The sequence below is a fragment of the Xanthomonas sp. LMG 12460 genome, assembly GCF_009192895.1.
In the GTDB taxonomy this organism is placed as follows: Bacteria; Pseudomonadota; Gammaproteobacteria; order Xanthomonadales; family Xanthomonadaceae; genus Xanthomonas_A; species Xanthomonas_A sontii.
Genome location: NZ_NKUH01000048.1, coordinates 22,346 through 44,052, shown reverse-complemented (window position 1 = coordinate 44,052; position 21,707 = coordinate 22,346). Strand labels below are relative to the sequence as shown.

At 69.7% G+C, this 21,707-nt stretch carries 21 protein-coding genes; all 21 read left to right on the top strand.

Annotated features, from left to right (window positions below; genetic code table 11):
- A partial coding sequence (locus CEK66_RS11410; RefSeq protein WP_255424696.1) for a flagellin occupies positions 1-324 on the top strand: 324 nt, incomplete at its 5' end.
- 199 nt (positions 325-523) lie between these two features.
- Positions 524-1,846 (top strand): flagellar filament capping protein FliD, encoded by a 1,323-nt coding sequence (gene fliD / locus CEK66_RS11405; protein WP_152236986.1) that lies wholly within the window; start codon positions 524-526, stop codon positions 1,844-1,846.
- Positions 1,847-1,994: 148 nt separating this feature from the next.
- Entirely contained in the window at positions 1,995-2,414 is a 420-nt protein-coding gene (fliS, locus tag CEK66_RS11400; protein WP_010341674.1) for a flagellar export chaperone FliS, read from the top strand.
- The gene (locus tag CEK66_RS11395; protein WP_150411152.1) at positions 2,411-2,710 is read left to right on the top strand and encodes a hypothetical protein; all 300 of its coding nucleotides are present in this window, start codon (positions 2,411-2,413) and stop codon (positions 2,708-2,710) included. The genes fliS and CEK66_RS11395 overlap by 4 nt, the downstream gene beginning before the upstream one ends.
- Complete coding sequence (locus CEK66_RS11390) at positions 2,707-3,285, top strand: PilZ domain-containing protein (RefSeq protein ID WP_152236985.1); 579 nt, start codon at positions 2,707-2,709, stop codon at positions 3,283-3,285. The genes CEK66_RS11395 and CEK66_RS11390 overlap by 4 nt, the downstream gene beginning before the upstream one ends.
- Before the next feature lie 91 nt (positions 3,286-3,376).
- A complete protein-coding gene (locus tag CEK66_RS11385) occupies positions 3,377-4,009 on the top strand; it encodes a response regulator transcription factor (RefSeq protein ID WP_017908534.1) in 633 nt (210 codons plus the stop codon).
- A gap of 267 nt (positions 4,010-4,276) precedes the next feature.
- Entirely contained in the window at positions 4,277-5,680 is a 1,404-nt protein-coding gene (gene rpoN, locus CEK66_RS11380) for an RNA polymerase factor sigma-54 (RefSeq protein WP_017916431.1), read from the top strand.
- A 15-nt stretch (positions 5,681-5,695) separates the two neighbouring features.
- On the top strand, positions 5,696-6,079 hold the full coding sequence (locus CEK66_RS11375) for a response regulator transcription factor (RefSeq protein ID WP_010341669.1): 384 nt from the start codon (positions 5,696-5,698) through the stop codon (positions 6,077-6,079).
- Positions 6,076-7,560 carry a sigma-54 dependent transcriptional regulator gene (locus CEK66_RS11370; protein WP_017908532.1) on the top strand — a complete coding sequence of 495 codons (1,485 nt, stop codon included), beginning with the start codon at positions 6,076-6,078 and terminating at the stop codon, positions 7,558-7,560. The genes CEK66_RS11375 and CEK66_RS11370 overlap by 4 nt, the downstream gene beginning before the upstream one ends.
- A gap of 271 nt (positions 7,561-7,831) precedes the next feature.
- Positions 7,832-9,010, top strand: coding sequence for a DegT/DnrJ/EryC1/StrS family aminotransferase (locus tag CEK66_RS11365; RefSeq protein ID WP_152236984.1), 1,179 nt, complete (start codon positions 7,832-7,834; stop codon positions 9,008-9,010).
- Positions 9,007-9,231, top strand: a complete 225-nt coding sequence (locus CEK66_RS11360) for an acyl carrier protein (protein WP_017908530.1) — start codon at positions 9,007-9,009, stop codon at positions 9,229-9,231. Before CEK66_RS11365 ends, CEK66_RS11360 begins: the two co-directional genes overlap by 4 nt.
- A 1-nt stretch (position 9,232) precedes the next feature.
- Positions 9,233-10,273, top strand: coding sequence for a ketoacyl-ACP synthase III (locus CEK66_RS11355; RefSeq protein WP_152236983.1), 1,041 nt, complete (start codon positions 9,233-9,235; stop codon positions 10,271-10,273).
- Between the two features lie 2 nt (positions 10,274-10,275).
- The gene (locus CEK66_RS11350) at positions 10,276-11,037 is read left to right on the top strand and encodes an SDR family oxidoreductase (RefSeq protein WP_152236982.1); all 762 of its coding nucleotides are present in this window, start codon (positions 10,276-10,278) and stop codon (positions 11,035-11,037) included.
- A 14-nt stretch (positions 11,038-11,051) separates the two neighbouring features.
- Positions 11,052-11,813 carry an SDR family oxidoreductase gene (locus CEK66_RS11345; RefSeq protein WP_152236981.1) on the top strand — a complete coding sequence of 254 codons (762 nt, stop codon included), beginning with the start codon at positions 11,052-11,054 and terminating at the stop codon, positions 11,811-11,813.
- The gene (locus CEK66_RS11340; protein ID WP_017912567.1) at positions 11,810-12,457 is read left to right on the top strand and encodes a NeuD/PglB/VioB family sugar acetyltransferase; all 648 of its coding nucleotides are present in this window, start codon (positions 11,810-11,812) and stop codon (positions 12,455-12,457) included. The genes CEK66_RS11345 and CEK66_RS11340 overlap by 4 nt, the downstream gene beginning before the upstream one ends.
- Positions 12,458-12,482: 25 nt before the next feature.
- A complete protein-coding gene (locus CEK66_RS11335) occupies positions 12,483-13,622 on the top strand; it encodes an aromatic ring-hydroxylating dioxygenase subunit alpha (protein WP_152236980.1) in 1,140 nt (379 codons plus the stop codon).
- Entirely contained in the window at positions 13,619-14,236 is a 618-nt protein-coding gene (locus tag CEK66_RS11330; RefSeq protein WP_152236979.1) for an acetyltransferase, read from the top strand. The genes CEK66_RS11335 and CEK66_RS11330 overlap by 4 nt, the downstream gene beginning before the upstream one ends.
- Positions 14,237-14,529: 293 nt before the next feature.
- On the top strand, positions 14,530-15,663 hold the full coding sequence (locus CEK66_RS11325) for an FkbM family methyltransferase (protein ID WP_152236978.1): 1,134 nt from the start codon (positions 14,530-14,532) through the stop codon (positions 15,661-15,663).
- 171 nt (positions 15,664-15,834) lie between these two features.
- Positions 15,835-19,356 (top strand): glycosyltransferase, encoded by a 3,522-nt coding sequence (locus CEK66_RS11320; RefSeq protein WP_152236977.1) that lies wholly within the window; start codon positions 15,835-15,837, stop codon positions 19,354-19,356.
- A gap of 256 nt (positions 19,357-19,612) precedes the next feature.
- A complete protein-coding gene (gene fliE, locus CEK66_RS11315) occupies positions 19,613-19,975 on the top strand; it encodes a flagellar hook-basal body complex protein FliE (protein WP_010341655.1) in 363 nt (120 codons plus the stop codon).
- A gap of 12 nt (positions 19,976-19,987) precedes the next feature.
- Positions 19,988-21,706 (top strand): flagellar basal-body MS-ring/collar protein FliF, encoded by a 1,719-nt coding sequence (gene fliF / locus CEK66_RS11310; protein ID WP_148829007.1) that lies wholly within the window; start codon positions 19,988-19,990, stop codon positions 21,704-21,706.
- Position 21,707: the final 1 nt, after the last annotated feature.

The window sequence follows — 21,707 nt, the reverse complement described above, 5'->3', positions numbered from 1 at the left end:
ACCACCAACTTCCTGAAGGACGTGGACATCTCGACCTTCCAGGGCGCGCAGAAGGCGTTGAGCATCATCGACAACGCGCTGACCTCGGTGAACTCCTCGCGTGCGGACATGGGTGCGATCCAGAACCGCTTCACCTCCACCATCGCCAACCTGAGCTCCACCTCGGAGAACCTGTCGGCCTCGCGCAGCCGCATCCGCGACACCGACTACGCCAAGGAAACCGCCGAGCTGACCCGCACGCAGATCCTGCAGCAGGCCGGCACCGCGATGCTGGCCCAGGCCAAGCAGGCGCCGCAGAGCGTGCTGAGCCTGCTCCAGGGCTAAGCGCGGCGAGACGCAACGCACCACCAGGGCCCCTCCGCAAGGAGGGGCTTTTTTTTGACGCATGCGGAGCCGGCACAGGATTTGCATCACCACCGGAGCCGCACTGGCGCGCGGACGACGCTCAAGAAGCGTTCCCGCACGCCGATACTCCCCTCAGCCGCTGGCGCACTGCGTGCCGGCCACCTCAAGGACCGCCACCATGTCCACCACTGGAATCGGCTCAGGCCTGGACATTCCCAGCTTCGTCGCCAAACTGGTGGCGAAGGAACGCCAGCCGCAGGAAGACCGGATCAACCGCGACGGTACCGCCTCCAGCGCGCAACTGTCGTCCTTGAGCACGATCAAGAGCGCGCTGTCCAACCTGCAGACGGCGATGAGCACGGTGTCCGACAGCGCCGACAAGGGCGCCTACAAGGCGACCATCGACGACGGCGCCGGCTATACCGCCACCGTGACCTCCAGCGCCAACGCCGGCAGGTACGGCATCGAGGTGGTGAAACTGGCGCAGTCCCAGAAACTGACCTCGTCGGCCTATGCCAGCGGCGCCGTCGTCGGTGGCGGCACCCTGACCATCGCCTACGGCAGCACCACGCTCAACATCAACGTCGATGCCGGCAGCAAGCTCAGCGACGTGGCGGCCTTCATCAACAAGGCCGCCAACGGTGCCGGCGTGACCGCCAGCGTGGTCACCGCCGACGATGGCGACCATCTGGTGCTCAACGCGGTCGACACCGGCACCAAGGGCGCCCTGACCATCACCACGTCCGGCGGCGACGGCGGCCTGGCCAAGCTCACCTACCCGCCCGGCAACAACGGCGGGCTGACCCAGACCATCGCCGCCGCCGACGCGGTGGTGAAGGTGGACGGCTTCCAGCGCACCTCCAGCAGCAACACCATCGCCGATCTGGTACCCGGCGTGGCGATCAATCTCACCAAGGCGGTGGCCGGCACCAGCTTCAATCTCAACATCACCAACGACAACACCCCGCTTAAGGCCAATCTGACTGCCCTGGTCAGCGCCTACAACTCCGCCAACAGCGTGCTCAAGTCGTCCAGCGCCTACGACGCCACCAACAAGAAGGCCTCGCCGATGACCGGCGATGCGATGGTGCGCGGCCTGCAGCAGTCGCTGCGCCGGCTGGTCAGCGACAACGTGAGCGGCCTGATGGCGATGGGCGTGACCATCGACAAGGACGGGGTGATGAGCTTCGACAGCGCCAAGTTCGACACCGCGGCGGCCGCCGATCCGTCGGCGGCCAAGACCCTGCTCGGCAACAACGGCAGTTTCGGTACCGGCATGAGCACGCTGCTGAAGAGCAACCTGGACAGCACCAGCGGCACCCTGACCCAGCGCACCAACTCGCTCAACAAGCACATCTCCGACCTGACCGACCAGCTCAGCGATCTCGACAAGCGCATGCAGACCCTGACCGATCAGTACACCGCACGCTTCACCGCAATGAACCAGTTGGTCACCCAGATGCAGGGCGTGAGCGACAGCCTGACCAAGCAGTTCAGCTGACGCGCGCGCGGCCGCGCGACTCAAGTCGAGACGCGTGGCGGCCGATAGAAAGAGTATCGACAGTCATTACGGATTGGCCGCAGCAACCGCAGCGTCGCCGCTCACCGGCGCGGCGCGGAGGCCAGCCGATCCACCCGAGGAGTTTTCCATGTACGGTTCCAGCCGCCAGTACGCCGAGCAATATCGCAAGATGGGCATTTCCACCAGCGTCACCGATGCCGATCCGCACAAGCTGGTCGCCATGCTGTTCGCCGGCGCCTGCCAGCGCATCCGTCAGGCCCAGGCCTGTCTCGCGCAGGGCGACCAGGCACGCAAGGGCAAGGCGATCGGCGAGGCCTGCGCCATCGTCGGCCATCTCAACGGCTCGCTCGACCACGAGGCCGGCGGCGAGATCGCCGGCAATCTGTCGGCGCTCTACGACTACGTGATGCACCGGCTGACCGAAGCCAACCTGCACAACGACGACGCCGCGCTGACCGAAGCGCTGGAACTGCTCAGCGAGATCGACGCGGCCTGGGCCGCCATTCCCGCGCAGCAGCGCGAACTGGCCACGGCGAACGCGTCGTGAGCATCCAGCTCGCCGACCTGCACAACGACCTGCACGAGTTGCGCGAGGTCCTGCGTGGCGACGACTACGCGCTGGCCCAGGCCATGGTCGCCGACCACGCGCGGCACCTGCAGGCGTATCTGCAACAGGACGGCGCCGACCGCTCGCGCGAGGCGTTGAAGCCGTTGCTGGCCCTGCAGCAGGCGGTGACCGCGCAGATGCGCATGGAGCGCGACCATGCCGCGGCCTGGCTGCGCAGCAGCCGCCAGTCCAGCCACGCCGCGCGGCTCTACTCGCAGGCCGGACTGCTGGGATGAACACCGGCTCGGACGGCGCGGCGCAGCACCCGGCCGACGCCGAGCTGTTCCACGACACCCTCAGTTGCGAACTGGCGCTGCCGGCGGATTTCCGCCTGGGCAACGGCGCCGGCCGGCTCGCTGCCGGCGAAGCGCTGTTGCGCAGCCTGGCGCAGATCGAGGATCTGCGTGGCGAGGATGGCAGCGACGACCGCAGCGAGTCCACCGCGCAGACCCAGCGGATGGAGGCCAAGCTCGACCTGATGCTGGTGCTGCTGGGCCGGCTGGCCCGCCAGCACGAGGATGCCCTGCCGCTGCGGCCGCTGTGCTGGTCGCGCCGGGGCGTGCGGCTGGAGCTGGGCGCGCGCTCGGGCGCCGCGGCCGGCGCCGCCGGCCTGCTGCGCCTGCAGCCCTCGGACTGGCTCCCGGACCACCTGGAACTGCCGGTGCGGGTGCTGGCCGAGGCCGCCACCGCGGGCGTCGTGCAACTTTGGCTACGGTTCGAGACACAGCCGCCAGGCCTGCAAGAGGCCCTGGAACGCCACCTGTTCCGGCTGCACCGCCGGCAGATCGCCGACAGCCGGCGCGCGCGCTGAGCCAGCACACCGCCCCCCGGACCGCCGCGGCGAGGTTGGCGGCGGCGGGCGGCTCGGCTAATGTGCGGCTCTGAATAGAAGGACCTGCACCGTGCGAGTCATCATCGTCGACGATCACACCCTGGTACGCGCCGGCCTGAGCCGGCTGCTGCAGACATTTGCGGACGTCGACGTGGTCGCCGAGGCCAGCAACGCGCAACAGGCCGTGGACCTGGCCACCCTGCACCGCCCCGACCTGGTGCTGATGGATCTGTCCCTGCCGGGGCGCAGCGGCCTGGACGCGCTCACCGACGTGCTGCACAGCTCGCCCAAGACCCGGGTGGTGATGATGTCGATGCACGACGACCCGGTGCATGTGCGCGATGCGCTGGACCGCGGCGCCACCGGCTTCGTGGTCAAGGACGCCGCCCCGCTGGAGCTGGAGCTGGCGTTGCGCGCGGCCAGCGCCAACCAGGTGTTCCTGAGCCCGCAGATCTCCTCCAAGATGATCGCGCCGATGCTCGGCCGCGAGCGCCCGGTCGGCATCGCCGCACTGTCGCCGCGACAGCGCGAGATCCTGCGCCAGATCGGCCGCGGCCAGAGCAACAAGGAAATCGCCTCGGACCTGGGCATCAGCGTCAAGACCGTCGAGACCCACCGCGCGCGGATGATGGAATCGCTGGGCTGCCGCCGCGCCAACGATCTGGTTCTGCTGGCCGCACGCCATCAGGGCGAGCTGAGCTAAACTGGGGACGGCATCCCGACACGGGACATTGGCATGGCGCTTGCCTTAATCGGTCAGCAGGCGTGACGCTTCCGCCGGACCCCGTTGCATCAGGCATTTCGCCGTCGACTGTCCGGCGCCCACGCGCCGCATGTCGGGAAATCCCTGACACCCTGTCGGGAATTTGACTACCCTACTCAGGAACCCCCCGATTCTGTTACCGTCGGGCGACAAGCACTATGCGTTCCACGGGCGCCAGAGGGTTGGCGCCGAACCGAGGAAGTCCGCATGAAGCCGACCGTTTCCGCCCAACTGGGCCAGCAACTGCATCTGACCCCGCAACTGCTGCAGTCGATCCGGCTGCTGCAGCTCGATGGCATGCAACTGGAACTGGAAATCCGCCGCGCGCTGGAGACCAATCCGCTGCTCGAGCTGGAAGAGCCCGAGGGCGTGATCGAGCCGGTGGTCAAGCATGAGGACGCCGCGCTGGAAACCGCGGCATTCGACGAACTGCCCGAATCCTCGATGTGGGACATCCCGGCCGCCGGCTGGAACGACGGCGAAGACGACCGCATGCAGCGCATCGCCGCGGGCGAGTCCACCGATCCGCACCTGCGCGTGCTGCAGCGACTGGCCCTGGAACTGCCGGCGGCGGAACTGGCGGCGGCCGCGTTCTGGCTGGAACACTGCGACGATGCCGGCTACCTGGACGGCCCGCTCGACACCCTGCAGCAACTGGCCAGCGCCCGGCTGGGCCTGTCGGTGGCGCAGGCCGAAGCCGTCCGCCAGCGCCTGCTGCATGGCGACCCGGGTGGCCTCGGCGCCTGCGACCTGCGTGAGTGCCTGCAGGCGCAGCTGAGCGACCTGCCCGGCCGCGTGCCCGGCCGCCACCTGGCCGGGCGCATCCTCGCCGGCGACCTCGACCTGCTCGCCAGCCACGACTACGCCCTGCTCGGTCGCCAGCTCGACGCCGAGACCGACGACGTGCGCGAGGCGGTGCGGCTGATCCTGTCGCTGCAGCCGCGCCCCGGCGACAGCCTGCAGCCGCAGGATCTGGGCCATGTCCTGCCGGACGTGGTCGCCTGGCACGCCGACGGCACCTGGCGTGTCGCGCTGAACCCGGCCACCACCCACCGCGTCACCGTCAACCCGATGCACGAGCGCGCCCTGGCCGAGGCCGGCGACGCCGCGCAGCCGCTGCGCGAAATGCTGCAGGAAGCGCGCTGGCTGACCCGCGGCCTGTCGATGCGCTACGAGACCCTGCTGCGCACCACCCGCGCCATCGTCGAGCGCCAGTCGGCGTTCCTGGTCAAGGGCGAGGAAGCGATGGCGCCGCTGACCCTGAAGGAAGTGGCCGAGGCGATCGGCATGCACGAGTCGACCATTTCCCGCATCACCACCGGCAAGTACCTGCAGACCCCGCGCGGCACGTTCGAGCTGAAGCACTTCTTCGCCGTGCGCCTGGAAGGCGCGGCGGTGTCCGGCCAGGCGGTCCGCGCCATGGTCCGGCGCCTGATCGAATCCGAGCCGGCGGGGCGGCCGCTGGCCGACGAGGCCATCGCCGGGCTGCTGTCGCGACAGGGCGTGAACGTGGCAAGGCGCACTGTCGCCAAGTATCGTGAACAATTGGACATCGCTCCCGCACGCGAACGCCGCCGCGGCAGCAAACCGCTGCTGGCCCGTGCGGGCTAAGGAAAAACGACGCATATGAACAAACTGTCCGTGCTTCTGGTCGACGACCACGAAGGTTTCATCAACGCCGCCATGCGCCACTTCCGCAAGCTCGACTGGATGGAAGTGATCGGCAGCGCCGCCAATGGCCTGGAGGCCATCGAGCGGTCCGAGTCGTTGCGCCCGCAGGTGGTGCTGATGGACCTGGCCATGCCCGAGATGGGCGGTCTGCAGGCCACGCGCCTGATCAAGACCCAGGACCAGGCGCCCTACATCGTGATCGCCAGCCATTTCGACGATGCCGAGCACCGCGAGCACGCCATGCGCGCCGGTGCCGACAACTTCGTCAGCAAGCTGTCCTACATCCAGGAAGTGATGCCGATCCTGGAGGGACTTCGGACCGAAGGAGTGCCGGCATGAGCGAATCGCGGATCCTGGTGATCGATGACGACGCGGTGCGCGCCGAGCGGACCGTCAGCCTGCTCGAATTCATGGACCTCAACCCGCGTTGGGTCACCGACGTGGCCGACGTCCAACCCGGCCGGCATCGACAGACCGAGTGGATGGCGATCCTGGTCGGCGGGCTCGACGACCAGGACCAGGCCGATGCCTTCTTCGGCTGGGTGGCGCGCAGTTCGCTGCCGCCGCCGGTGCTGCTGCTCAACGGCGATGCGCAGGCCTTCGCGCAGCGCCATGGCCTGCACGAAGCCAACGTGTGGCAGCTGGAAGCGCCGCTGCGCCACGCGCAGTTGGAAACCCTGCTGCGCCGCGCCAGCCTCAAGCGCCTGGACGCCGAGCACCAGGCCGGTGCCGCGCAGGACAACGGCCCGACCGGTACCAGCGCGGCGGTGACCCGCCTGCGCCGGCTGATCGACCAGGTCGCCGCCTTCGACACCACCGTGCTGGTGCTGGGCGAGTCCGGCACCGGCAAGGAAGTGGTGGCGCGGGCGATCCACCAGCAGTCGCCGCGCCGCGACGGTCCGTTCGTGGCGATCAACTGCGGCGCAATCCCGCCGGATCTGCTGGAAAGCGAACTGTTCGGCCACGAAAAGGGTTCGTTCACCGGCGCGCTGAGCGCGCGCAAGGGCCGTTTCGAGATGGCCGAGGGTGGCACCCTGCTGCTCGACGAGATCGGCGACATGAGCCTGCCGATGCAGGTCAAGTTGTTGCGCGTCCTGCAGGAGCGCAGCTTCGAGCGGGTCGGCGGCAACGTGACCATCCGCTGCAACGTGCGGGTGATCGCCGCGACCCACCGCAACCTTGAAGAACGCATCGCCGGCAACCAGTTCCGCGAGGACCTGTTCTACCGGCTCAACGTGTTCCCGATCGAGATGCCGGCGCTGCGCGAACGCAGCGACGACCTGCCGGCGCTGGTGCACACCATCGCCGCGCAACTGGCGCGGACCGGGCGCGGCGAAGTGCGCTTCTCCGAAGAGGCCTTGCAGGCGCTGCGCAGCTACGAGTGGCCGGGCAACGTGCGCGAGCTGACCAATCTGGTCGAGCGCCTGGCGGTGCTGCACCCGGGCGGCCTGGTGCGGGTGCAGGACCTGCCGGCGCGCTATCGTGGCGACTTCGCCTCGTCCATCGACGTGTCGGCCCCGCCGGCGCCGATCGCAACGGATCCGCGGCGGGTGCCCAACGTGGTCGACCTGCACGTCGGCGGCAAGCCGGGGACGGACGCGGATGCGCCGGCCCAGGCCGCGGCGACGCTGCCGGAAAGCGGCCTGGACCTGCGCGGGCACATGGCCAACATTGAGCTGGCGCTGATCAACGAGGCGCTGGAGCGCACCCAGGGCGTGGTTGCGCATGCGGCGCAGCTGCTGGGCCTGCGGCGCACCACCCTGGTCGAGAAGCTGCGCAAGTACGGCATCGACCGCGACCAGACCGAACTGGCGAGCTGAGCCGGCGCACGGCGTCGGGTGCGGCCGCACCCGACGCGCCCCTTGTCCCTCGGAACGCCACGCCCTCTTCCCTCTCCTCGCCACCTACCGGCCCGACGCGGGCGCTGTCGCAGCGCGCGCTCGCGGCAAGCCAGGTTTCGCCTGCACCACATCCCGATCGGCACCGACGACAGTGGACAGGCACCTTTGGCATGTGGCTTGCTTCACGTTTCCACAGCACCGGGCGGCACGTTCCGCACCGGGGACTTCCACCCGTCGCCAGGCAGGTCCCATGTCCATCCCCGTCACCAGTCCGCTGCTGCCGCCCCTGGAGGCGTTCGTCCCCTACCTGGAGCAGATCTGGCGCAGCCGCATCCTGACCAACGGCGGCGACATGCACCGCGCACTGGAAAAGGCGCTGGCCGAGTATCTGGGGGTCAACCACCTGGCGCTGCTGACCAACGGCACCCTGGCGCTGCTGACCGCGCTGCAGGCGCTGCGCATCACCGGCGAGGTGATCACCACGCCATACTCGTTCGTCGCCACTGCGCATTCGCTGCTGTGGCGCGGCATCAAGCCGGTGTTCGTGGACATCGATCCGCAGACCATGAACCTGGATCCGCTCAAGATCGAGGCGGCGATCACCCCGCACACCACCGCGATCATGCCGGTGCACTGCTACGGCACGCCTTGCGACACCACCGCGATCGAGCGTATCGCCGATACCTACAACCTCAAGGTCATCTACGACGCCGCGCATGCGTTCGGGGTCAAGGACGCCGGCGGCTCGATCCTGCGCCACGGCGACCTCAGCGTGCTCAGCTTCCACGCCACCAAGGTGTTCAACACTTTCGAGGGCGGCGCCATCGTCTGCCCGGACGCCAAGACCTACCAGCGCATCAGCCGCCTGAAGAACTTCGGCTTCGTCGACGAGACCACGGTGGTGGCCACCGGCATCAACGGCAAGATGAGCGAGATCAACGCCGCCTTCGGGCTGCTGCAACTGCAGCACATCGACGACGCACTGGCGCAGCGCGGGGCGATCGACGCGCAGTACCGTCGGCGCCTGGCGCAGGTGCCGGGGATCCGCTGCCTGGCGCCGCGGGAACCGGGACTGTCCAACTACGCCTCGTTCCCGATCCTGGTCGAGGACGCCTTCCCGCTGGTGCGCGATGAACTGCACCGGCTGCTGCGCGGCCACGACATTCTGGTGCGCCGCTATTTCTATCCATTGATCAGCGACTTCCCGATGTACCGCGGCCTGCCCTCCTCCGCGCCGGCCGGCCTGCCGGTGGCCCGGCAGATGGCCGAGCGCGTGCTGTGCCTGCCGATCTTTCCCGGACTGGCGGTCGAGCAGGTGGACGCCATCGTCGACCTGATCGCCGCGGCGGGCGGCGTCATGCCCGCGTCCGATTCCCGTCGCACCCTGGTCCCTCCCTCCTTCGCCCAACCCGTGGAACCCGCAGCATGAGCCAAGAGACGTTTATCGAGAATTTCCTGTCGGCCACGGATTTCCAGAATCCGGTCGAGGTGACCATGGACACGGTGTTGCGCGAGCTGCCCGAATGGGATTCGCTGGCCGCGCTGGGCGTGATCGTGATGTTCGACATGGAGTACGGCAAGACCATCACCGGCGAGCACCTGGCCGCCGTGGTCACCCTGGGCGATCTCTATCAGCTGACCGAGGCATAGCATGCCGACCTCCACGTTGCACAACGTGCGCTTCGCCGGCATGGCGACCTGCGTGCCCAGGCGCGTCGTCTCCAACCTCACCGATTGCCGGCCGCAGATCCGCTCCGAGCGCGAGCGGCTGGTGCGCAACATCGGCATCCACACCCGGCGCATGGCCGCGGACTGGCAGTGCTTTTCCGATCTGGCCTTCGACGCGGCGCAGGTGCTGCTGGAGCGCCTGCAGTGGCAGCGCGAGGAGGTCGATGCGCTGATCGTGGTCACCCAGTCGCCGGACTATCCGATCCCGGCCACGGCGATCATCCTGCAGGACCGCCTGGGCCTGTCGCACGCCACGGTGGCGTTCGACGTCAACCTGGGCTGCTCGGCCTACCCGTTCGGCATCAACCTGCTCGGCTCGATGATCGCCGCCGGCGCGGTCAAGAAAGGCCTGCTGCTGGTGGGCGACCGCAGCGCCACCTTCGACGATCCGATCTTCTCCGATTCCGGCACCGCCACCGCGCTGGAGTTCAGTGCCGACGCGGCGCCGATGCATTTCGACCTCAACAGCGACGGCAGCGGCTATCGCGCGATCATCCTGCCGGTCGGCGGCCATCGCGAGCCGGTCGGGGTGCAGCACCTGATCCCGTATCGCGCCGACGAGAACGACCACTGGCACCGTGGCGTGGACCTGCAGCTGGACGGCGTGGCGGTGCTGAGCTTCTCCACCCAGCGGGTGCCGCCGGCGGTGCAGAAGCTGCTCGACTACAGCGGCGTGTCCAAGGACGAAATCGACTACTTCGTGTTCCACCAGGCCAACCGGATGATCAACGAGACCATCCGCAAGAAGCTCGGCCTGCCGCCGGAAAAGGTGCCCTCCACCCTGCACGATTTCGGCAACACCAGCGGCGCCTCGCTGCCGGTGACCATGACCGCGCGGATCAACAAGCAACTGGAAGAGAGCCGCAAGCGCGTGCTGCTGTGCGGCTTCGGCATCGGCCTGTCCTGGGGCACCTGTCTGGTCGATATCGACGGCGCGGTGTTCCCCGACCTGATCGAGTCCTGACGATGGCGCCTGTTGCAACGACCGATGCCTTCGGGCTGCAGGGCAAGACCATCCTGGTGACCGGTGCCTCTTCTGGCATCGGCGCCGCCGTGGCCGCGCTGTGCGCGCGCCTGGGCGCGACGCTGGTCCTCAACGGACGCGATGCGGAACGTCTGCAGGCGGTCGCCGCGGCGCTCCCTGGCGAGGGCCACCGCAGCGTCGTCGGCGACCTCACCGAGGACGCCACCCGCAGGGCCCTGCTGGAAGCGGCCGAGCGCTACCACGGCCTGGCCTCGTGCGCCGGCATCGCCGCGCTGGTGCCGTTCCGGATGGCCGCCGAGAAGCACCTGCAGCAGATGCTGTCGGTGAACTACCTGGCGCCGGTCATCCTGACCCAGCAGTTGCTGGCCAAGCGCCGGCTGCACGAGGGCGCCTCGCTGGTCTACGTCTCGGCGCTGACCGCGCGCGCGGCGCCGCAGGCCAGCGCCGGCTACGCCGGGTCCAAGGCCGCGCTGGAGGCCGCGGTACGCTCCTTCGCGCTGGAACAGGCCCGGCACCGCATCCGCGCCAACTGCATCGCTCCAGGCTACGTCGACACGCCGATGCTGAGCAGGCTCGGCAGCACCGCGGACATGGACGACAAGATCGCGCTGACCCCGCTGGGCCGCATCGACCCGGCCGACGTCGCCAATGGCGCGGTCTACCTGTTGTCCGACGCCAGCCGCTGGATCACCCGCAGCACCCTGACTATCGACGGCGGGCTGTCCCTGCCGATCCGCCTATGAGCCCGGAGACCCCCATGTCCGTTGCGGAAACGCCCGCCGCGCTGCTGCAGACGCTGTACGGCGTGCACGGCAAGCGCATCCTGGTGACTGGCGCCTCCAAAGGTATCGGCGAGGCGGTCGCCAAGGCCTGCGCCTGCGCCGGCGCACGCCTGCTCGTCGCCGGTCGCGACCTGCCGCGGCTGCAGGCCCTGCTCGACGCCTTGCCGGGCGACGACCACCGCCTGTTCTCCGGCGACCTGTGCGACGCCGCCACCGTGCAGCGCCTGGCCGCCGAGAGCGGGCCGCTGGACGGCGTGGTGCACAGCGCCGGCATCCGCGGCCTGTCGCCGATGAAGCTGGTCAGCGAGCGTTTCCTCACCGAGGTGATGACGATCAACTACGTGGCGCCGACGATGCTGACCCGCCACCTGCTCGCGCGGCAGGCGCTGCGCCCCGGCGGCTCCATCGTGTTCCTCGCCTCGATCGCCGCGCTGACCGGCACCGTCGGCGTCGGCCCCTACGCCGGCTCCAAGGCGGCGCTGATCGGCATGCTGCGGCCGTTGGCGCTGGAACTGGCGCGGCGCCAGATCCGCGCCAACGCACTGTGCCCCGGCCTGGTCGAGACCACCCTGATCAACGAGGACAAGGCCTGGTTCGAGGAGAGCCGCAAGCGCTATCCGCTGGGCATCGGCGACCCCGAGGACGTGGCCCTGGCCTGCCTGTATTTCCTCTCCGACGCCAGCAGCAAGGTCACCGGCCAGGCCTTCAGCATGGACGGCGGCGTGGAGTTCGCATGAGCGCTGCGCCACCGCAACATGTGCTGATCGTCGGGGCCGGCGGCTTCGGCCGCGGCATCGCGGCGATGGCCTGCAACGACGATCCCGGCTACGGCCAGGCCTGGGACATCAAGGGTTTCCTGGACAGCCGCAGCGCGCTCGGCGCCGGCCTGCGCTGGCCGCTGCTCGGCGACCCGGACACCTACCAGCCGGTGCCCGGCGACCTGTTCGTCTGCGCGCTCGGCGATCCGGCCGCGCGCCGCCGCTACAGCCAGCCGCTGCTGGCGCGCGGCGCCGACTTCATGGTGCTGCGCCCGCGCCTGCGCGAGGCCTCGGAGACCCCGATCGGGCGCGGCAGCCTGTTCGAGGTCGGCGTGTCGATCGGCGCCGACAGCCGCATCGGCGAGTTCGTCACCATCCTCGCCACCACCATCGTCGGCCACGACGTGGTGATCGGCGACTATGTGCAGATCGGCAACTTCGTGTTCGTCGGCGGCGGCGCGCGCATCGGCCACGATGTGGTCATCCACCCGCATGCCACCATCCTGCCCGGCATCGCGATCGGCGACGGCGCGGTGATCGGCGCCGGCAGCGTGGTGGTCAAGGACGTGCCGCCCAACGTCACCGTCGCCGGAAATCCGGCACGCACCATCTTCAGCCGTTGACCCCGCACCCAGGACGCCGTTCCGCATGACCCGCCACGCCCTCGACGCCGAGCACTACATCAGCCCGCACAGCCTGCGCCTGGAACAACAGCGCCTGTTCGGCACACTGTGGATCTTCGCCGGCTTCGCCTCGATGGTGCGCGAGCGCAATCAGTTCTTCGCCAGGCAGATTGCCGGGGTGCCGGTGCTGGTGCAGCGCACCGAGGCCGGCATCCGCGCCTTCCTCAACCAGTGTCCGCACCGGCAATCGGCGATCCAGACCGAATCGCACGGCAAGCGCCCGCTGGTGTGCCCGTACCACGCCTGGTCGTTCGGCGCCGAGGGCGAGCTGCGCGGGCTGCCCAACTCCGGTCTGTACCAGTTCACTGCCGAGGAGAAGGCCGGCATCTGCCTGACCAGGCTGCATGTGCAGCAGGTCGGCGAACTGCTGTTCGTGAACATGGCCGAGCACCCGCTGCCGCTGGAGGAGCAGTTCGAGACGGCCTTCCTGGAGGATCTGCGCGCGGCGGCATCGCACGTGGATTCGCAGCTGATCTACAGCTGCCACCGGGTGCGCTACAACTGGAAGCTCAATATGGAGAACGTGAAGGATTACAACCATATCCCGTTCATCCATCCCAAGACCTTCAACCCGTTGATGACCGCCGCGCCCAAGCCCTCGGCGCATGTCGAGCGCTCCGCCGAGGTGCCCTCGGTAGTGGAACAACTGCTGCAGGGCGGCGCGCCGGTCCCGCTGCAGGCGCTGAGCTTCCCCGCCAAGGCCGAGATCGCGGTGCAGGATCACTGGTATCGGCCACTGTGCGAGCGCTACGGCGAGGACTCGGCGTTCTACAACTGGTTCCTGTATCCGAACGTGAACTTCTACAGCGTGCGCGGCGACTCCTTCGTGCTGCAGCAATACGACCCGGTCTCGCCGCACGAGACCGATTACCACCTGTGGGTCGCCACCGCCCGGCGGAAAAGCGAGCGGACCGATTTCACCGCCCTGTTGAGCACGCTGATGCGCATCGAGCACCAGGTGATCGCCGAGGACACGGCGGTGCTGGAACGCCTGCAGGCTGGTTTCGGCCCCCATTCGCGCTCCTTCATGCATGGCGACTATGAGACCGAGCTGGTGCGCCAGCACCTGTGGTACCGCGCCAATGTGCTGGAGCAACCGGCATGAAGACGCTGGTGTTGATCGGCCAGGGCCATGCGCTGGAGCAGGCGCAACGCACCGCGCAGGCCTGCGGCCTGGCGCACGTGGGCATCGCCCTGGAGTCGCCTGACCGCTACAACTTCGACCTGGGCGCCCTGCACGCCAGCCATGCGCCCGCCGCGACCGACGTGTTTGTCGCGATGGACGAGCGCGCAGTCAACCAGTCGCGGCACAAGCTGCTCGCCGACGTGCGCCTGGCGGGCTACGGCAGCGTCGATCTGGTGTGGCCGCAGTCGCATGTCGACGACGGCGTGCGCCTGCTCGGCAACGTACACGTCGGACCCGGCTGCAACCTCGCGGCCGGCAGCAGCATCGGCGCCGGCAGCTGGCTGGAACGGCAGGTGATCGTCGAACAGGACGTCCGTGTCGGCGCCTGCGTCACCCTGCATGCCGGCGTCCACCTCGGCCGCGGCACCCAGATCGGCCAGGGCAGCACCCTGGGCGGCGGCAGCATGACCCGCAGCGACGCGAGGATCGGCCGGCACTGCGAATGGCTGCTGCCCGGCACCGTGCCGGACCTGCTACCGGACCGCTGCTTCTACGACGCGCTGATGCCTGGCGGCGCCCGCATCCTGCGTTGATGCAGGCGCGCGCCAACGCGCGAGTCGCGGTGCCGTTCAACGATACGTTCCGCCAGTGACGGAAGTGGCGTCACTGTGCCGACGTCTCCGACTCACTTTGCCAAAAACGGCGCCACGTGCGACAGAACGCCGGGCTGGGATGCATGCACGCTTCCGGCGCAACGGGCTTCGCTAGGATCGCTCGCGGGCGGCAATCGCCGCGCGGCCTGATCGCGTTACCACGCGACATGCCCCTCGTATCCGTCTTTCCAGCATTCGCGCGCCTCCTATGGCGTGCCCTTTCGAGTGGACCCATGACCGACCACCTGGCCGCGCGTCAGCGCGAAGCCGACTTGATCGATGCCTGCAAGCGCGCCGGCGGCGCAATCTTCCTGGCCCCCAGTTCCAGTCTCGGCGGTCTGTACGCGGCCCGCGCCGCCGCGCTGTTGGCCGAGCGCATCCCTGGCATCCGCATCGTCGCCCTGGACGATGTGTTTCACGAACGCCGCATCACCGATGCGGGCTTCGACGACGTGCGCCCGACAGCGACCTTCCTGCGCGACCCGGACCTGGCCGGGTTGCCCACGATCAACTGCGCCTACATGCCGACCGCATGGCTGCACTTCGACCAACTGCAGCGCCTGGGCAGCGGTCGCCGTGTCGATCTGCCGCAGTTGATGTACGCCCTGGACATTCCCCTGGTGTATCAGAGCGGACAGGTGACGCGGGAACAGACGCTCGCGCACGCCGCGCAGTTCGACGCCATGCGCGGTCGATTCGCCGACGCACTGAGCGTGCGTACGCTGGACGCGATCCTGCAGATGCGCATGGACGGCGAACGGCGGCCGCTGCTGGACGTCCTGTGCCCGATGGAGCAGGAGTACTACTCGGTGTATTCGGCGCTGGAGCATCCGCTGCGGATCGGCGCGGACGAACGCTATGTGGACATCGGCGCCTATCGCGGCGACACGGTCAAGAAGTTCCGCGCGGCATCGCGCCACCGCTACGCCGCCATCCATGCTTTCGAGCCGGATCCGGAGAACTTCGCCGCCCTGCAGCAAGGGCTGGCAGACGATGACGGCCGCACGACCCTGTACAACGCCGCCGTCAGCGATGTCGCCGGGCCGGTGGCGTTCGACGCACGGGGCACCATGGGCAGCCGGATCGACGGCAGCGGCGCCGCGCGCGTGGACGGCGTGCGCCTGGACGATCTGATCGAAGAGGTCAGTGTCCTGAAGATGGATGTGGAAGGCGCCGAGGCCAGGGTGCTGCGCGGCGGCGCGGCGCTGATCGGGCGCTGCCGGCCGCGCATGGCCATCACCTGCTACCACCATGCGCTCGACCTGCTGGACATCGTCGCCGAACTCGACCGCATCATGCCGGGGGCAACGCTACGGCTGCGGCACTACGCCATGTACTACTTCGACAGCGTGCTCTACGTGGAGTGAGGCGCAGCGGCATCTGCTGCGCCACCGTTCTGCTCGGGTCACGACGCAGTTGCGGCCCTTGGGGCGTCGCCTGCGTCCAGGCGATCCGGCACAGACCGGCATGCTTGTTGCATCTGCGATGGATCGGGCGCAGCGTGCGCTCCGCTCCCCTTCCGCAACGGTCCATCGTTCATGCCCCACCCGCCCCTGGTCAGCGTGGTCATGCCGGCCTACAAGCTGCGCTACTTCGAGCAGGCGCTCGACAGCGTGCTGGCCCAGACCTATCCGGCGCTGGAACTGGTCATCTGCGACGACAACCCCACCGAGGCGATCGCCGAGGTGGTGGAACGCCGCGCCGCGATGGCCCCGTTCCCGATCCGCTACCACCGCAATCCTGAGCGCTACGGCGAACTCGGCAGCACCGCGCGCGCCATCGCCCTGGCCCAGGGCGAGTACGTGAAGTTCCTGCACGACGACGACGTGCTGGCGCCGGACTGCGTCGCCGCGCTGGTCGCGGCGATGCAGAGTACACCGGACGTCCTGCTGGCGTCCTCACGCCGCCAGCGCATCGACAGCCACGGCGCGCCGCTGGAGGACATCCCGGCCACCGCCTTCCCGTTCGCCGGCGACGTGCTGCTGGACGGGCCGGAGCTGCTGTCGTTCCTGGCCGACCACACCATCAACTTCGTCGGCGAGCCCAGCTGCGTGCTGTGCCGGCGCAGCGACCTGCTGGAGATCGGCGACGAGCTGATGACGCTGGCCGGCAAGGTCATCAACTGGGTCGGCGACCTGGCGCTGTACGCCAAGCTGCTGCACCGCGGCCACCTGGCGCTGCTGGCAAAGCCCTTGACCCGGTTCCGGGTATCGGAAGAGCAATACAGCCAGGCAGGCCGCGACCAGCCTGGCATCGGCGACCAGGGGCATGCCAACTTCCGCCAGGGCGTGCGCGCCATGGGCTGGTACCGCGGCGATGGCGACGTCCGCCAGGTCACGGTGACGCCGCTGGGCGGCGGCCCCGGCACGCCGGTGGACCTGCTGCAGGCGATCCAGGACGCCTACGCGCGGGTCTGCGTACAGGCGACGCTGCGCGACTGGCAGGCGCGGCGGACGATGACGCCCGCGCAACGCGACCTCCTCGACGCGCGCCTGGACGCCCTCGGCGGCGCGCCGCGGCTCGCCGTGCTGGTCGACGCACGCGGCGCCGACCGTGCCGCGCTGGACGCCACGCTGGACAGCCTGCTGCTGGAGGGCACGCCGTTCGCGCAGGTGCAGGCGCTGGTGCTGGGCGACGCCTCCCTCCCCGCGTGGCCCGACCCGCGGGTCCGGATCCTGCCACCGCTGCCGGCCGCGGCCGATGCCGTGGCGCTGTCCGCCGCGCTGGATGCCTCGCCGGCAAGCGACTGGTGTCTGCGCGTGGTCGCGGGCACCCGGTTCTACGCCGGCGGCCTGCTGCGGCTGCTGCTGGAACTGGCGCAGCAACCGCAGTGCAACGCACTGTATGCGGACGAATGGCTGGCCGTGGACGCGGACACCCTGGCGCCGCTGCTGCGGCCCGACCCGGACCTGGACCTGCTGCTGGGCAATCCGCTGGCCACCGCCGGGCACTGGGTGTTCCGCCGCGCCGCGGTGCAGGCGCTGGGCGGCTTCGATCAGGCCTACGACGGCGCCAGCGAACTGGACCTGATCCTGCGCCTGTTCCTGCGCGACGGCGGCGACGGCATCGCACACCTGCCCGAGCCATTGCTGGTCGCCACGCCGGCCAGCGCCGAGGCCGACGGCCCGGCGCGCCAGCGCGCGATCGCCGCGCACCTGCAGGCCCGCGGCTATCCGCAGGCCACGGTCGAGCCGTTGCCGGGCGGCCTGTTCCGCATCGACTACGGCCACCCCGCGCAACCGCCGGTCTCGATCGTGCTGCTGGCACAGGACAATCTGCCGGCGTTGCAGCGCGCGGTGGTCAGCCTGCTCGAACAGACCGCCTACCCCGCCTATGAATTGCTGCTGGTGGACAACGCCAGCCAGGCGCCGGAGATCACCGCGTGGATGCAGGCCGTGGCCGAGCTGGGCAACGGCCGCATCCGCGTGTTCGCGCTGGAACAGCGGGTCTGCCAGGCCGAGGCGCACAACCTCGCCGCCACCCAGGCGCAGGGCGAGTACCTGCTGTTCCTGGATGCCGACAGCGCCGCGGTGCAGGACGGCTGGCTGCACGCGCTGATGAACCACGCGCAGCGGCCCGAAGTCGGCATCGTCGGCGCCAAGGGCGTGTCCGCCGACGGCCGCATCACCCATGCCGGCCTGCTGCCGGGCCTGCTGGCCGGCGCAGGCCACGCCTTCGCCGGCGAGGCGATGGCGCAGCCGGGCTACATGGGCCGGCTGCAGGTGGCACACCGCTACAGCGCGGTGTCGGCGCATTGCCTGCTGGTGCGGCGGGCGCTGTTCGAACACCTGTCCGGCTTCGACGCGGCCGGCTTCGCCGCCGGCGGCGCCGACGTGGACCTGTGCCTGCGCGCCGCGGCGACAGGCGCCTGGACCGTGTGGACGCCGCAGGCGCTGCTGCAACCAGCCTCGGCCACGCGCAGCGAGGCGGCCGACGAGGCGCTGCTGCAGCGCTGGCTGCCGGCGATGGCGCAGGATCCGGCGTATTCGCCGAGCCTGGGCCTGGACCAGCCCGGCGGTTTCCAGTTGACCGAGTCCGAATTCTCCTGGCAGCCGCTGGTCTGGAAACCGCTGCCGCGGGTACTGGCCCATCCCGGCGACACCTTCGGCAGCGGCCAGTACCGGGTGATCCAGCCATTCCAGGCGCTGGCCGCGGCCGCGCAGATCGACGGCCTGTACTACGCGCGCCTGCTCGATCCGGTGGAGCTGCAGCGCATCGGCGCCGACGTGGTGGTGCTGCAGCGCCGGGTCGGCGACGCGGAACTGGCGCGGATGGAGCGCATGCGCCGGTTCGGCACTGCCTTCATGGTCTACGAGCTGGACGACTACCTGCCGAACCTGCCGCTGAAGAGCGCGCATCGCGAGCACATGCCCAAGGACGTGCTGCGCTCGCTGCGGCGCGCCGCCACGCTGGTGGACCGGGTCACCGTCTCCACGCCGGACCTTGCCGAGGCGCTGGCCGGCCTGCACGGCGACATCCGCGTGGTGCGCAACCGGCTGGAGCCGCAGCTGTGGGGCGCGCTGGCGCCGCCGGCGGCATCCGCCTCGGCCAAGCCACGGGTCGGCTGGGCCGGCGGGCTCAGCCACACCGGCGACCTGGAACTGATCGCCGACGTGGTGCAGGCGCTGGCCGGCGAGGTGCACTGGGTGTTCATGGGCCTGTGCCCTGAGCGGCTGCGCCGGCATGTGCACGAGGTGCACGCGGGCGTGGACTTCGCCCGCTATCCGCAGGCGCTGGCCGCACTGGGCCTGGACCTGGCGCTGGCGCCGCTGGAAGACAACCTGTTCAACCGCTGCAAGAGCAACCTGCGCCTGCTCGAGTACGGCGCCTGCGGCTATCCGGTGGTGGCCAGCGACCTGCCGCCCTACCGCGACGGCGGGTTGCCGGTCAGCCTGGTCAAGAACCGCTTTCGCGACTGGGTCAATGCGATCCGCGCGCACCTGGCCGATGCCGACGCGCGGGCCGCGGCCGGCACTGCCCTGCGCGCGACGGTGCAGCGCGACTGGTTGCTGCACGGCGCCAATCTGCAGGAGTGGCGGGCGGCCTGGCTGCCGGACTGAGTCGGTCCCCTCGCCGGCCTTGAGGTCGCCGCGCGGCGCCCGCGTCCGACCGTGACGCGGCGCACGGCGTCAACCTGCCGACACCTTGTCGGCGCGCGGTCCGTGCCGGCCGTGCCGCCGGCGCCAGGAACCCGTCACCGGGTGCCGGCCTTCCCCGCGCACGCCTGTCCGGAGGCTGCGCAACACGTGAGTGCCGTTTCGGCACACCGCTTGCATTGCATACGGGCAAGCCGTCTCCCGGCAGGGACTTCACCGTATGAGCGACTCCATCAGCTCCATTCTTTCGCAGATCCGCAGCTACCAGGGCCAGGTCGGCCAGGCGGCGCAGACGCGGGTGGGCGATGTCGGCCGCAGCAATGCGATCGAAGGCCTGGGCGGCAGCCAGGGCGTGCAGGGCCCGAGCTTCACCGAGACCCTGCGCAACGCGATCGGCGGCGTGAACGAGGCCCAGCAGAAGTCCGGCGACCTCGCCAAGGCCTTCGAACTGGGCGACCCCAGCGCCGACCTGGCCAAGGTGATGCTGGCCGCGCAACAGTCCCAGGTGGCGTTTCGCGCTACCGTGGAAGTCCGCAACCGACTCGTCCAGGCGTACCAGGACGTGATGAACATGCCGCTGTAAGGGTAGAAGACGATGGCGCTTGCGATCAGCAAAGACACATTCAACAGCGAAAAGGCCGGGGCCTGGTTCGACCGCCTGCAGAGCCTGCAGCTCACCCGGCGCATCGGCCTGATGGCGATGATCGCGGTGGCCGTGGCCGCCGGCCTGTTCGTGTTCTTCTGGTCGCAGAAGCCGGCCTACACTCCCCTGTACACCGGCCTGGACGAGAAGGGCACGGCCGAGGCCACCGACCTGCTGCGCACCGCGCAGATCCCGTTCAAGCTCGACCAGGCCACCGGCGCGATCACCGTGCCGGAGGACAAGCTGTACGACGCGCGGCTGAAGCTGGCCGGCGCCGGCCTGACCGACAACGGCAACATGGGCTTCGAAGTGATGGAAAAGGATCCCGGCTTCGGGGTCAGCCAGTTCGTGGAGAACGCGCGCTACCAGCACGCCCTGGAAACCGAACTGGCGCGCACCATCGCCAGCCTGCGCCCGGTGCGCGAGGCGCGGGTGCATCTGGCCATCCCCAAGCCGAGCGCGTTCACCCGCCAGCGCGAGGCCGCCAGCGCCTCGGTGGTGCTGGAACTGCGCGGCGGCACCACCCTGGAACGCAACCAGGTCGATGCGATCGTCAACATGGTCGCCTCCAGCATCCCCGACCTGGCGCCGGACCGCGTCACCGTGGTCGACCAGAGCGGGCGCATGCTGACCATCGCCGACCCCAACAGCGATGCCGCGCTCAACGCCGCCCAGTTCGATCAGGTGCGCCGCCAGGAAAGCGCCTACAACCAGCGCATCCGCGAACTGCTGGAGCCGATGACCGGCCCGGGCCGGGTCAACCCGGAAGTGAACGTGGACATGGACTTCTCGGTGGTCGAGGAAGCGCGCGAGCTGTACAACGGCGACCCGCCGAAGCTGCGCAGCGAGCAGGTCAGCGACAGCAGCACCAGCACCAGCGGCCCGCAGGGCGCGCCCGGCGCGACCAGCAACTCGCCGGGCAGCGCGCCGGGCCAGCCGGGCGCCACCGGTGCCCCGCCCGTCGCCGGCACCGGCACCCAGCAGGCCGCCGCCGCGACCCCGACCGAAAGCTCCAAGAGCGCCACCCGCAACTACGAGCTGGACCGCACCCTGCAGCACACCCGGCAGCCGGCCGGACGGATCAAGCGCGTCTCGGTGGCGGTGCTGGTGGACCACGTGATGCGTCCGGGCGCCAAGGGCAAGATGACCGAGCAGGCGCTCAGCGCCGCCGAGCTGACCCGCATCGAAGGCCTGGTCAAGCAGGCGGTGGGCTTCAACGCCGAGCGCGGCGACACCGTCTCGGTGATGAACGCCCCGTTCGTCCGCCAGGCCCCGGAAGCGGCCGACAAGCCCGGTTGGTGGGAAGATCCGCGGGTGATGAACGTCGCGCGCCTGGTGCTGGGTGCGGCGGTGGTGCTGGCGCTGCTGTTCGGCGTGCTGCGCCCGGCCCTGCGCCAGATCGCCGGTCCCGCGCCGGCCGCGTCGGTGGGCCACGACCGCGACGGCAACGAGCCGCGCGACGCCAAGCTGTCGATGCTCGACGACGACAACCCGCTGCTGCCGTCGCTGGGCGAGGACACCGCCAGCCTCAGCGGCGGCGCTGGCGGCAACCCCGCCATCGCCCTGCCCGACGCCTACGAGGAACGGTTGCGTCAGGCCCGTGAAGCGGTCAAACAGGATTCCAAGCGCGTGGCGCAGGTCGTGAAGGGATGGGTCGCCAGTGAAGCCTGAT

What these genes read in the sequence shown, in the direction of transcription:
- CEK66_RS11365 (WP_152236984.1), top strand. Translation starts at nt 7,832, where the DNA reads ATGTCCATCCCCGTCACCAGTCCGCTGCTGCCGCCCCTGGAGGCGTTC.
- fliD (WP_152236986.1), top strand. Translation starts at nt 524, where the DNA reads ATGTCCACCACTGGAATCGGCTCAGGCCTGGACATTCCCAGCTTCGTC.
- CEK66_RS11335 (WP_152236980.1), top strand. Translation starts at nt 12,483, where the DNA reads ATGACCCGCCACGCCCTCGACGCCGAGCACTACATCAGCCCGCACAGC.
- fliS (WP_010341674.1), top strand. Translation starts at nt 1,995, where the DNA reads ATGTACGGTTCCAGCCGCCAGTACGCCGAGCAATATCGCAAGATGGGC.
- CEK66_RS11325 (WP_152236978.1), top strand. Translation starts at nt 14,530, where the DNA reads ATGACCGACCACCTGGCCGCGCGTCAGCGCGAAGCCGACTTGATCGAT.
- CEK66_RS11355 (WP_152236983.1), top strand. Translation starts at nt 9,233, where the DNA reads ATGCCGACCTCCACGTTGCACAACGTGCGCTTCGCCGGCATGGCGACC.
- CEK66_RS11340 (WP_017912567.1), top strand. Translation starts at nt 11,810, where the DNA reads ATGAGCGCTGCGCCACCGCAACATGTGCTGATCGTCGGGGCCGGCGGC.
- CEK66_RS11375 (WP_010341669.1), top strand. Translation starts at nt 5,696, where the DNA reads ATGAACAAACTGTCCGTGCTTCTGGTCGACGACCACGAAGGTTTCATC.
- fliF (WP_148829007.1), top strand. Translation starts at nt 19,988, where the DNA reads ATGGCGCTTGCGATCAGCAAAGACACATTCAACAGCGAAAAGGCCGGG.
- CEK66_RS11350 (WP_152236982.1), top strand. Translation starts at nt 10,276, where the DNA reads ATGGCGCCTGTTGCAACGACCGATGCCTTCGGGCTGCAGGGCAAGACC.
- CEK66_RS11370 (WP_017908532.1), top strand. Translation starts at nt 6,076, where the DNA reads ATGAGCGAATCGCGGATCCTGGTGATCGATGACGACGCGGTGCGCGCC.
- CEK66_RS11345 (WP_152236981.1), top strand. Translation starts at nt 11,052, where the DNA reads ATGTCCGTTGCGGAAACGCCCGCCGCGCTGCTGCAGACGCTGTACGGC.
- CEK66_RS11320 (WP_152236977.1), top strand. Translation starts at nt 15,835, where the DNA reads ATGCCCCACCCGCCCCTGGTCAGCGTGGTCATGCCGGCCTACAAGCTG.
- CEK66_RS11360 (WP_017908530.1), top strand. Translation starts at nt 9,007, where the DNA reads ATGAGCCAAGAGACGTTTATCGAGAATTTCCTGTCGGCCACGGATTTC.
- CEK66_RS11390 (WP_152236985.1), top strand. Translation starts at nt 2,707, where the DNA reads ATGAACACCGGCTCGGACGGCGCGGCGCAGCACCCGGCCGACGCCGAG.
- rpoN (WP_017916431.1), top strand. Translation starts at nt 4,277, where the DNA reads ATGAAGCCGACCGTTTCCGCCCAACTGGGCCAGCAACTGCATCTGACC.
- fliE (WP_010341655.1), top strand. Translation starts at nt 19,613, where the DNA reads ATGAGCGACTCCATCAGCTCCATTCTTTCGCAGATCCGCAGCTACCAG.
- CEK66_RS11330 (WP_152236979.1), top strand. Translation starts at nt 13,619, where the DNA reads ATGAAGACGCTGGTGTTGATCGGCCAGGGCCATGCGCTGGAGCAGGCG.